This window comes from Polaribacter sp. 2305UL8-11 (assembly GCF_058147165.1).
The window spans coordinates 233,344-245,578 of the sequence record NZ_JBYVJW010000003.1 but is presented as its reverse complement, the minus strand read 5'-3'; the positions used below and the strand labels follow the sequence as shown (position 1 = coordinate 245,578).

General features: G+C 30.7%; 7 protein-coding genes. 6 read left to right on the top strand and 1 reads right to left on the bottom strand.

Annotated elements, in window-relative coordinates; all coding sequences use genetic code 11:
• The first annotated feature begins 66 nt into the window (after positions 1-66).
• From ACY2RW_RS04190 to ACY2RW_RS04170, 5 genes are all read left to right on the top strand, one after another.
• A complete protein-coding gene (locus tag ACY2RW_RS04190; RefSeq protein ID WP_490121445.1) occupies positions 67-4,563 on the top strand; it encodes a T9SS type B sorting domain-containing protein in 4,497 nt (1,498 codons plus the stop codon).
• A gap of 72 nt (positions 4,564-4,635) precedes the next feature.
• On the top strand, positions 4,636-6,264 hold the full coding sequence (locus ACY2RW_RS04185) for an acyl-CoA carboxylase subunit beta (protein ID WP_490121444.1): 1,629 nt from the start codon (positions 4,636-4,638) through the stop codon (positions 6,262-6,264).
• Positions 6,265-6,271: 7 nt separating this feature from the next.
• Positions 6,272-6,667, top strand: a complete 396-nt coding sequence (locus tag ACY2RW_RS04180; protein WP_490121443.1) for a VOC family protein — start codon at positions 6,272-6,274, stop codon at positions 6,665-6,667.
• An 80-nt stretch (positions 6,668-6,747) separates the two neighbouring features.
• On the top strand, positions 6,748-8,841 hold the full coding sequence (pta, locus tag ACY2RW_RS04175; RefSeq protein WP_490121442.1) for a phosphate acetyltransferase: 2,094 nt from the start codon (positions 6,748-6,750) through the stop codon (positions 8,839-8,841).
• 2 nt (positions 8,842-8,843) lie between these two features.
• Positions 8,844-10,031 (top strand): acetate/propionate family kinase, encoded by a 1,188-nt coding sequence (locus tag ACY2RW_RS04170; protein WP_490121441.1) that lies wholly within the window; start codon positions 8,844-8,846, stop codon positions 10,029-10,031.
• A gap of 78 nt (positions 10,032-10,109) precedes the next feature.
• On the opposite strand, the gene ACY2RW_RS04165 is transcribed toward ACY2RW_RS04170, so the two are convergent.
• A complete protein-coding gene (locus tag ACY2RW_RS04165) occupies positions 10,110-11,267 on the bottom strand; it encodes a T9SS type A sorting domain-containing protein (protein ID WP_490121440.1) in 1,158 nt (385 codons plus the stop codon).
• Positions 11,268-11,427: 160 nt separating this feature from the next.
• Here ACY2RW_RS04165 and ACY2RW_RS04160 point away from each other — a divergent pair, with 160 nt between their 5' ends.
• Positions 11,428-12,144, top strand: a complete 717-nt coding sequence (locus ACY2RW_RS04160; RefSeq protein ID WP_490121439.1) for a YebC/PmpR family DNA-binding transcriptional regulator — start codon at positions 11,428-11,430, stop codon at positions 12,142-12,144.
• Positions 12,145-12,235: the final 91 nt, after the last annotated feature.

Below are 12,235 nucleotides of genomic sequence, written 5' to 3'. Positions count from 1 at the left end.
TTTGAAAAATTATTTATATTCAAAAAATACTTTTTTATTAAAAAACCTCATTTAAGGAGCTCTTGTATGGTAAAATTTAGACTTTCTTTTTTCTTTATTATTTTTATAAACTTAGTATATTCAATAAATACTTTTTCTCAGTTAAGCAAAAAACATTATATACCACCTTTAACTTACGCCCAATTTGGGAACGCATCTCCTGAAGAACAATATTTTTATATTTCTACGCCTAGTAATAAAACAGTAAATTTTACCATAAAGCAAGTAGGCTCTCCAGCTGGAGATATTGTTGGTACAGTTTCTAAAAACACTCCAAGAGAATTAATTATTCATAATAGTAATGAACAGCTTTTGGTGAGCTCAACCACAACAAGTACCATTTTTAATAATAAAGGCTATATTATAGAAGCAGATAGTCAAATATATGTTTCCATAAGAATCATTGCAGGAAACAGAGCACAAGCTGGTGCTTTAGTTAGTAAAGGAAATGCAGCTTTAGGTACCACTTTTAGAGCAGGAATGTTTACAAACGAAAATCCACAAAGCAACTACTTGAATTTTATCTCTGTAATGGCTACTGAAAATAATACAAAGTTAAACTTCTCAGGTTTGCCTGCAGGTATCGCTTTAAAAAACTATTCAGGAGCATTCCCAATTCCAGAAATCACATTAAATGAAGGAGAAAGTTATATTTTAGCTACAAATGCTTCAGAAAACGTTGTAAACCAAGATGGTTTAATAGGAACTTTAATTGCTTCAGATAAAAATGTTGTTGTAAATGTTGGTTCTGCTAACGGAAGTTTTGGAACTGGTGGAGGAAGAGATTATGGTTTAGATCAAATTGTAGACCTCTCTAAAGTGGGTAAAGAGTATATATTTGTTAGAGGAAGTGGAAATGATTCTTGGGAAAATGCTCTTATTGTTGCACACGAAAACAACACTGAAATTTTTGTAAATGATGAGGTTGCTGCAATTGCAACTATAAATGCTGGAGAGTATTTTGTTATCGAAGGAAATAAATACTCTGTTAATGGAAATATGTATGTTAAAACCTCTAAAAATGTTTTTGCATATCAAGGAATTGGTGGTTTAGGCAGCAACTCATTACCAAATGAAGCAAACCAAGGCATGTTTTTTGTACCTCCTTTAAGTTGTGAAAATCGTGGAAAAGTAGATAACATACCATTAATAGACAAAATAGGAAACTCCGTTTTTACAGGAGGAATAACAATTGTAACTAATTCTGGAGCAACAGTTACTGTAAATAATCAGCCTATTGCTAATTTTAACACCTCTGGTCCTTTTAACGTTACTGGCAACGCAAATTACGTTACCTACAAAGTACTTGGTTTAAGTAGTAATGTTTCTATAGAAAGTACAGAAGAATTGTACTGTGCATATTTTAATCAAAATGGAGCAGCTACTTCTGGTAGTTTTTATTCTGGTTTTCCTACTGCTCCAGAAATAAATTTTGATGCCACAGTAACTACGTTAGGAAACTGTATCCCAAATGTTACTTTAGAAAGTGCAAATACAGATCTTTTTGACACTTTAGAATGGTTTTTTGATGATGGTACAGGCTATGTAACAACTGGAGTTACTACTGCTAAATACACACCTTTACAACCTGGAAAATATCAATTAAGAGCTACAATTACCTGTACAAATCCTGTAACAGAATTTAAATCAGTAGAAGTTCCTGTAAGCATCTGTCCTGATGATTATGACAAAGATTTAATCATTGACAATTTAGATGATGATATAGATAATGATGGTATACTTAACTGTGATGAATCTCTTGGAGATGCAAACCTAAATATATCAAACCTAAATACACCTTCTGTTATTTTAAATAATGGTACAATTAAAAATATTATACCTACTGCAACATTCATGCAAAGTGATACAAGAAATACTTTTTCTGGCACAAATGACGGAAATTTTACAAGCACACTTATTAATGATGTAAATGCAGTTAATGAGTATACTTTAGGTTTTTCTCAAAACATAAATTTTACTCTAAAACAGTCCATTTCTGGAACTCATGAAGCCAAAAACGATGAATATTTTATCATAAAAATAACACCAAACAACAAAAACATAACGCTTCTAAACCCTGACAATCAATTATTAATTGATACAAACAACAATGGTGAATTTGAATCTGGAATCACGCAAATTTCTGCCTCAGAAATTAAATTCAAATACAACTCTAATGTATCAGGAGCAGCAAGTACTTTTGAGTTTTTTGCAAATCAAGTTAATGGAATCCATTTTTTTCATAGTGCAAAAAATACAGATGCATCAACATTTAGAGGCTCTATTAACATCATATGTTTTACAAGAGATACAGACAATGATGGCATAGAAGATATGTTTGATTTAGATAGCGATAATGATGGTATTCCAGACCTTAATGAAACTGCTACAGATACAGATGCAGATTTAATTCCTAATTATTTAGATGTAGATGCAGATAATGATGGAATTTATGACTCTACAGAATCCAATCATAACTTAGACATCAACTTTGACGGACTTATAGACGCCTTTTCAGACACCAACAAAAATGGAATTTCTGATAATGTAGAAACGGACACTTCTGTTAAAACCCTGTCTTTAAATTATACAATTGCAGATACAGATGCAGATGGTAATTTTAACTTTTTGGAATTAGATGCAGATAACGATGCTTGTTTTGATGTTATAGAAGCTGGTTTTACTGGTAATGGTTCTGGAATATTACAGGCAATACCATTTGCAGTAGAAGTCAATGGAAAAGTAAAAAACAATGCAGATGGGTATACAAATCCAAATCCAAACTATATAACTACTACTGTAATAACTATAACCAATTTTACTGATGTTATTTTTTGCGAAGAAGACTCTAATTCTATTTCTATAAACACTAATGCAGACACTTATCAATGGCAATTTTTTGATAGTACAAATTGGACAAACATTACCAACAATAGTTTGTATAGTGGAGCAACCACAAAAGATTTAACAATCACAAACACACCAACTTCATTAAACTCTCAAAAATACAGAGTTCAATTAGGTAAAACAGGAAATAGTTGTGGTACAATTTCCAATGAAATTACACTCACTGTAAATCCTAAGCCACTTATTTTAAACACTGTTGTACAATTAAACCAATGTGCAGATAATCCATCAGAAATAACTACTGTAAATCTTACAGAAGCAGCAATTAATATTTCTAAAGACCCAACAGTAAAGTTTGAATATTATGAAACTGAAGCAAAAGCAATCTCTGGTGGAGCAGCAAATCAAGTTTCAGACAAAGAAAAGTACCCAGTAAACAGAACTGCAGAAGTTTGGGTAAGAACAATCTCTGACAAAGACTGTTACACCATCTCTAAAATTGAAATCACAGCCTCTTTTGCAGGAAATATAACTTATGATAAAACATTTGAAGAATGTGACGATTTTTTAGATACTGCTGGAAATGATACAACAAACAACTCAAATACAGATGGTATTGCATTTTTTAACTTTAGCACAGCAGTGCAAGAAATAAAAACCACTTTTTTCCCAACAAATTCTTCTGATGTAGAAGTATTTTTCTATGAAACAGAAAATGACAGAGATGCTGCAACAAATGCAATTCCAGATATTTCTAAACATAGAAACAATAAAGAAAGTAGTTACGCTTTTAGCCAAACAATTTATATTAAAATAAAAAATAAAAATAATAATGATTGTGAAGGAATTGGGAGGTTATTTCTTAAAACAAGTACAATTCCTCAATTTTCTGTTGATGGTGAAGCACCCAATGACCCAATAGTTATTTGTGCTAAAAATATTCCTTATATTCTAAGAGTAGAAAATCCTTTAGGAAATTACGATTATACCTGGCAAGACCAAAATGGAAATCCTTTAGGTGGTAACCAACAAACACTACCAATATCAGATGCAGGTCAATATACAGTAACTGCCTTTAGCAGAGGCACTAAAGTTTGTAGTAGATCTAGAACTATTGTGGTTCAAAAATCTAATTTCGATACTTTAGATGATAGTTTTGTAACCATAAAAGACGATACTTCTGGCATTAGTACAAATTTAAGCATACAAATAAATATTCCTACAAATCCTTTAATTAATGAAGAGTTTCAATACGCTTTAGAGGATGAAAACGGAACCTCTATAAGATCTTTTCAAGACAGTAATGTTTTTAATGATATAGAAGGTGGCGTTTATAAAATTCTTGTAGAAAATAAAAATGGTTGTGGAGCATCAGAGTTGGTAGTTTCTGTAATTCAATTTCCAAAATTCTTTACGCCTAATGGAGATGGAAAAAATGATACTTGGAAAGTTAAAGGAGCCACTAAAAAATTCTATCAAACAAGCAAAATTTCTATTTTTAATAGATTTGGAAAACTCCTTGGTGATATTGAAATTGATAGTCAAGGCTGGAATGGAACTTACAAAGGGAAACAGTTACCCACAGACGATTATTGGTATAGTATTTTATTAGTACCTACAGATGTAACTAAAGCTACCATAAATAAAAAAGGGCATTTTTCGCTTTTAGACAAATAAACTTCTCTAAAATATTTATGATTTAGTTCACAGTAATATTTCTTAATTTAGCACAAAATAAGAAACAATTCTATGGATTTAAACTTCAACAAAAACGAAGATTATAATAAACTCTTAGTATCGGATTTACGTAAAAGATTGGTAAAAGTAAAATTAGGTGGTGGTCAAAAAAGAATTGACAAGCTTCACGAAAAAGGAAAAATGACTGCTCGTGAAAGAATTGACTATCTTTTAGATGACAAAGCTAACTCTATAGAAATTGGTGCTTTTGCTGGAGAAGATATGTATGCAGCACATGGTGGTTGTCCTTCTGGAGGTGTTGTTGTAAAAATTGGCTACATTAAAGGAAAACAATGCATTGTTGTTGCTAATGATGCCACTGTAAAAGCTGGTGCATGGTTTCCAATTACAGGAAAAAAGAATTTAAGAGCACAAGAAATATCTATAGAAAACAGATTGCCCATTATTTACTTAGTAGATTCTGCTGGCGTTTATTTGCCAATGCAAGACGAAATTTTTCCAGATAAAGAACATTTTGGACGCATTTTTAGAAACAATGCAGTAATGAGTAGCATGGGTATTACACAAATTTCTGCAGTAATGGGAAGTTGTGTTGCAGGTGGAGCCTACCTACCAATTATGAGCGATGAAGCACTAATTGTAGATAAAACTGCAAGTATTTTCTTAGCAGGAAGTTATTTAGTAAAAGCTGCAATAGGAGAATCTATTGATAATGAAACTTTAGGAGGTGCAACTACACATTGCGAAATTTCTGGTGTAACTGATTACAAAGCAAAAGACGATAAAGATGCACTTGATAAAATAAAATTTATTGTTGATAAAATTGGCGATTATGACAAAGCTGGTTTTAGTAAAACGAAAACTTTCCCTCCAAAAGAAAACCAAGATGATATTTTTGGAATTTTACCTAGAGAAAGAAATGCGCAATATGATATGTTAGAAATCATAAAACGTTTGGTAGACAATTCTGAATTTGAGCAATATAAAGAAGGTTATGGGCAAACCATTTTAACTGGTTATGCAAGAATAGATGGTTGGGCAGTAGGTATTGTTGCCAATCAACGAAAGTTGGTAAAAACAAAGAAAGGAGAAATGCAGTTTGGTGGAGTAATTTATAACGATTCTGCTGACAAAGCCACACGTTTTATTGCCAATTGTAATCAGAAAAAAATACCTTTGGTATTCTTACAAGATGTTACAGGTTTTATGGTTGGTAGCAAATCTGAGCATGGAGGAATTATTAAAGATGGCGCAAAAATGGTAAATGCAGTTAGTAATTCTGTGGTGCCAAAATTTACCATTGTTATTGGAAATTCTTATGGAGCTGGAAATTATGCCATGTGTGGTAAAGCTTATGATCCAAGATTAATTGTAGCTTGGCCAAGTGCAGAATTAGCAGTTATGAGTGGAAATTCTGCTGCAAAAGTTTTACTACAAATAGAAACAGCATCTCTTAAAAAGAAAGGAGAAGAAATAACTCCAGAAAAAGAAGCTGAGTTATTTAACAAAATAAAATCGCGTTATGACAATCAAGTTTCGCCTTATTATGCTGCTGCAAGAATTTGGACAGATGCAGTAATAAATCCTTTAGAAACAAGAACTTGGATTTCTATGGGAATTGAAGCTGCAAACCACGCTCCTATTGAAAAGAAATTTAATATGGGAGTTTTACAAGTATAATTACATAATGTTTACATTTAAAATAAATCATATTGCGCTTTCTGTTAAAGACGTAGATAAATCTGTAGCCTTTTATCAAAAGGTTTTACAATTAAAAGAAATTCCAAATACAGCCTCAAACTCCAAAACAAGATGGCTAGCTATTAACAGCAATAAGCAGCTTCACTTAATTTCACGTCCTAAATTAGATGTTAAGGTAAACAAAGCAAATCACTTTGCATTATCTGTACTTGATATAAAATCTTTTGCTAAACATCTAGAAAAACTAAATGTTAAATATTCAGATTGGTTAAATACACCCAACAAAGATTATATTAGAAAAGATGGAATTGAACAAATTTACTTTCAAGATATAGATGGATATTGGATTGAAATCAACAATGCAGAAGAAAACCAAATTTAGTAGATGTAAATAATTAATGACTAATATCACATTTAGTCATTTTTTTATGCCTTATTTTTGTCAAATAATTTTTTATCAAAATGAGCAAAGCTATATATATTGCCACAGTAGAACAAGATAGTGGTAAATCTTTAATATCATTAGGTCTATTAAGAATGATGTTAACCAAATCTGCAAAAGTAGGTTATTTCAGACCCATTATTAACGAGATAAATGCAAATGGTTATGATGAACACACCAATACTGCCATCAATTTTTTCAACTTAGAAATTAATTATAAAGATTGTTATGCATACACACAAAGTGAGGTTGTAGAACTATTAAGTGAAGGACAAGAAGATGAAGTGATTCACAACGTAATAAAAAAATACAAAAAATTAGAAGCAAACTACGATTATGTTTTAGTAGAAGGAACCGATTTTTCTGGAAATGGAGGTTTTACAGAGTTGGATGTAAATCTAATGATTGCTAAAAACTTAAACATTCCTGCTTTAATTGTCGGTTCTGGAAATGGAAAAAAGAAAAAAGATTTTATAAACACAATGCAACTTTCTTACAACTCTTTTATTCAGAAAGAAGTAGATGTTATTGGAATAATTGCGAATAAAATTGAAGTAGATGAAGTAGATTTCATCAAAGAAGAGCTTATTAATAGTTTTCCAAAAGAATTACAAATAGATGTTATTCCAAAAGTAGACTTTTTAGCATTTCCTACAGTAAAAGAAGTAGTCAATGCTTTAAATGGCCGTGTTTTATTTGGAGAACAGTTTTTAGAAAATGCTATTGGAAGTTATAGTACTGGAGCTATGCAGCTACGTAACTACTTAACAAGAATTAGAGAAAATGCTCTAATTATAACTCCAGGAGACAGAGCAGATATTATCTTAGGTGCCTTACAAGCAAACGCTTCTAAAAATTATCCAAAAATAGCTGGAATTATTTTAACAGGAACTTTAATTCCTGAAGAATCGATTATAAAATTGATTGAAGGTGTACAATCTACTGTACCTATTATTTCTGTTGATGGAGGAACTTTTAATATTTCTAACAAGATTGGTGCAGTAAAATCTAAAATTTACGCATCTCACAATAAAAAAATATTATTATCATTAGACACGTTTGATAAATATGTAAATGCAGAAGGTTTAACCAACATTTTAACATCTCATAAATCTGTTAGAATGACCCCAAGTATGTTTCAATATAGTTTATTGCAAAAAGCAAGAATACAAAAAAAACATATTGTATTGCCAGAAGGAGATGATAAAAGAATTATTACTGCAGCTGCACGTTTACAGCTATTAGACATTGTAGATTTAACATTATTAGGTGATAGAAATACAATTCAGTTAAAATGCGACCAATTAGGAATTCAGATAGATTTAGACAAGCTAAATATTTTGAATCCAGAAAATTCTATCCATAATAAAGACTTTGCAAACACACTTTTCGAAGCAAGAAAACACAAAGGTTTAACAGAAACAACTGCAGTAGATTTAACCAGAGATGTATCTTATTATGGTACATTAATGATTTTAAATGGCTTGGCAGATGGTATGGTTTCTGGAGCTGTTCACACAACAATGCACACTATAAAACCTGCATTACAATTAATAAAAACCAAACCAGGTGTTTCTGTAGTTTCTTCTGTATTTTTTATGTGCTTATCAGACAGAGTTTCTGTAATGGGAGATTGTGCTGTAAACCCAAACCCAAATGCAGAACAACTTTCTGAAATCGCTATTTCTTCAGCAGCTTCTGCAGAAGCCTTTGGTATTCCTGCAAAAGTAGCAATGTTGTCTTACTCTTCTGGAAGTTCTGGAAAAGGAGAAGAAGTAGAAAAAGTAAGAAAAGCAACTGAATTGGCAAAAGCTAAAAACCCTAATTTAAAAATTGAAGGACCCATACAATATGATGCAGCTGTAGATATGTCTGTCGCAAAAACAAAAATGCCAAATTCTGAAGTTGCAGGTCAAGCTTCTGTATTAATTTTTCCTGATTTAAATACGGGTAACAACACCTACAAAGCTATACAAAGAGAAACTGGAGCTTTGGCTATTGGACCAATGTTACAGGGGTTAAACAAACCTGTAAACGATTTAAGTAGAGGATGTACTGTAGATGATATTTTTAACACGGTTTTATTAACTGCCATTCAAGCAAATCAAGATTAATTATGAATATTTTAGTTTTAAATGCTGGTTCTTCTTCATTAAAATATCAATTGATAGAGATGCCTTCACAAAATGTAAAATGTGTAGGTTTAGTAGAAAGAATTGGTATGAATGATGCCATTTTTACACACGAAAAAGGAGAAGAGAAATTCTCTGAAGTATTACCAATTTTAAATCATGAGTTTGGTTTAAAAAAGATTGCAGAAACTTTAATGGACAATAAAATTGGGGTAATTAATTCTGTTGATGAAATTAAAGCAGTTGGACATAGAGTGGTTCATGGAGGAAGCAAATTCAGTAAAACTGTAGTTGTAACGCAAGAGGTGAAAGATAATATTAAAGATTTATTTGATTTAGCTCCATTACACAATCCTGCAAATTTAACAGGAATAGAAATTGCAGAAACTATTTTTACTTCTGCAAAACAAATTGCAATTTTCGATACTTCTTTTCATCAAACCATGCCAAAAGAAGCCTATCAATATGCAATTCCGAATGAATATTTATCAAAGTATGAAATTAGAGCTTATGGTTTTCATGGCACAAGTCATAAATATGTTTCTGAAAAAGCGATTGAGTATTTAGGCGAAGAAAAATCAAAAAACATTATCACTATTCATTTAGGAAATGGTTGTAGTATGTCTGCAATTAAAAACGGGAAAAGTATCGAAAACTCTTTAGGATTTGGCCCAATGAATGGCTTAATTATGGGAACACGTTCTGGAGATATAGACCAATCTGTTCTATTCTTTTTAATGAAAAAACTAAATAAATCTGTTGAAGAAGTAAATACTCTGCTTCAAAAAGAATCTGGAATGTTAGGTTTAACAGGTTATTCTGATTTAAGAGAAATTTCTGAAAAAGCAAATTTTGGTGATGAAAATTGCAAAAACGCTTTAAAATTAGCAAGTTATAGAATTCGCAAATATATTGGTGCTTATACAGCAGCCTTAAATGGCATAGATGCCATTGTTTTTACAGCTGGAATTGGAGAAAATTCTGCAATTATGAGAAAATTGGCTTTCGAAAATTTAGACTTCTTGGGAATTGATTTAGATGAAATAAAAAATGAAATTCGTTCTAAAAAGATTCGAGAAATTCAAAAATCGAGTTCAAAAGTAAAAATCTTAATAATCCCAACAAACGAAGAAATTGAGATTGCTAAACAATCTTATCAACTTTTAAAATAAGAGTTTGTCAAATTTACACATAAGTAAACCCTTCAACCAAAAAAAGTTAAAGGGTTTATTTTTGAAAGAAAAATTCTATTATTTTTTTACAATTCTTTGAGTTGCAATTTTTCCATCCATAGTATTTACTTTTAATATATAAATACCATTTACTACGTTTTCTAAATTTATTTTTTTAGAATTAGTGGTCATTATTTTCTTTCCTAATAAATTATAAACTTCAATATTTTTAAGAGAAAAATTAGTATCATCAATAATTAAAAAAGAAGTTGTTGGATTTGGATATGCTTTTAAGGTAAAAGAACTAAAGGTATTTACATTAGCAGTTGCTCCATTATAATAATAAATGGTTCTATTATTTGTAGAAGTTCTTTTTAATATTTTATTTATAATTCCGTTATTAGACAGTAAGAAGTCTATTCCAGTTTTATCTTTAAACGGATGTGCATAAGAAGACATGAGCTCAGAAGTATCAAAAGTAATCATTTCATCTTGTGCAACTACAAATGCACCATTATCTAAATAAGATTCTTTTTCTGTAATCGAATTTCCATTTGCATCGTAAGTATTTTCTTCTTTATAATCGATTACCCAACTTGTTCCATTCCAAGTTTGACTTTCTTTTAAAATTACGTTAAGCCCATTGTAGCTATACAGTATTTTAGTATCTGAAACCCATTTAGAACCATCCCATTTATCATTTACAGAACTAGCAATTGTACCATTGGTGTTATAATTTATTGAAGATTTACTAGAATCGTCTCCAAGAACCCATGTATTTCCATTCCAATCATAACCCAAACCACCTGTAGCTTTATCATTTGTATAGGTCAAATCAAATTTAGTATCGTTTACCCAAACTCCGTTTTTAAGCTCTTTATCTAAAATCTGAATCAAATTACCATTAGCATTATAAGTATATGAAGTTTGGTATTGATTTTTTTCAGCTCCAGTAATTCTATCATATTCTTTATAACTCTCTAAGGTTACTTTATTTTGAGCATTGTATACGTAAATCGTTTCAGATTGTTTTTTCCATTGATTGGTAGTTAGATCCCAAAAATCATCATCTTCTTTAAGTAAGTTATTGTTTGCATCATAAGTATAAGAGTATCTGTTGCTATTTTTCCAAATAGTTCCATCTAAATACTCATTTATACTAGAAGTTAATTTGTTTTGCCCAAAAATTGAAGCAGTAAGGATAGTAAAAAGTAAGAAGGTAATTTTTTTCATCATTATTTGTTATTTAGAATTTAATCAAAAATAAATACTCATAGACTCTAAATAAATACCTAGTAATAGGTATATTCATGAAAAAAACTAAGTTCAAAAAAATTGTAAAACCACAATCTAATTTTTACATTTGTAAGCATTTTAATTAAAACGATTTAAAGAAATGGGTAGAGCATTTGAGTTCAGGAAAGCAAGAAAAATGAAACGCTGGTCAGCAATGGCAAAAACATTTACCAGAATTGGTAAAGATATTGTAATGGCTGTAAAAGAAGGTGGTCCAAACCCTGAGTCTAATTCTCGTTTACGTGCAGTTATGCAAAATGCAAAAGCTGCAAATATGCCTAAAGACAATGTAGAACGTGCCATTAAAAAAGCAACAGACAAAGACACTGCAGACTACAAAGAAGTACTTTTTGAAGGTTATGCTCCTCATGGAATTGCCATTTTGTTAGAAACTGCCACAGACAATAACAATAGAACTGTTGCCAATGTTAGAGCTGCTTTTAATAAATGTGATGGTAATTTAGGAACCTCAGGTTCAGTAGTTTTTATGTTTGACCATACTTGTAATTTTACCGTTAAAAAAGAAGATATTACTATGGATATGGAGGAACTTGAGTTAGAATTAATCGATTTTGAAGTAGAAGAAGTTTTTGATGATGAAGAAGGTGTAATTATTTACGCGCCTTTTGAACAATTTGGTGCTATTCAATCTTTTTTTGAAGAAAATAATGTAGAAATTTTATCATCTGGTTTTGAGAGAATCCCAACAACAACAACAAAACTTAACGAAGCACAACAAGCAGATGTAGAAAAGCTTTTAGAAAAATTAGAAGAAGATGATGATGTACAAAATGTCTATCATTCTATGGAAATGTAAATTTCTAAAAACTATATATAAAAAGCCTAAGTTTAATTTCTTAGGCTTTTTTAGTGAACAAGTTTTAACAAAACAATAAGACCTAATAAAT

Excerpts from the sequence above, each read along its gene's own strand:
- ACY2RW_RS04190 (WP_490121445.1), top strand. The coding sequence starts at position 67 with ATGGTAAAATTTAGACTTTCTTTTTTCTTTATTATTTTTATAAACTTA.
- ACY2RW_RS04185 (WP_490121444.1), top strand. The coding sequence starts at position 4,636 with ATGGATTTAAACTTCAACAAAAACGAAGATTATAATAAACTCTTAGTA.
- ACY2RW_RS04180 (WP_490121443.1), top strand. The coding sequence starts at position 6,272 with ATGTTTACATTTAAAATAAATCATATTGCGCTTTCTGTTAAAGACGTA.
- pta (WP_490121442.1), top strand. The coding sequence starts at position 6,748 with ATGAGCAAAGCTATATATATTGCCACAGTAGAACAAGATAGTGGTAAA.
- ACY2RW_RS04170 (WP_490121441.1), top strand. The coding sequence starts at position 8,844 with ATGAATATTTTAGTTTTAAATGCTGGTTCTTCTTCATTAAAATATCAA.
- ACY2RW_RS04165 (WP_490121440.1), bottom strand. The coding sequence starts at position 11,267 with ATGATGAAAAAAATTACCTTCTTACTTTTTACTATCCTTACTGCTTCA.
- ACY2RW_RS04160 (WP_490121439.1), top strand. The coding sequence starts at position 11,428 with ATGGGTAGAGCATTTGAGTTCAGGAAAGCAAGAAAAATGAAACGCTGG.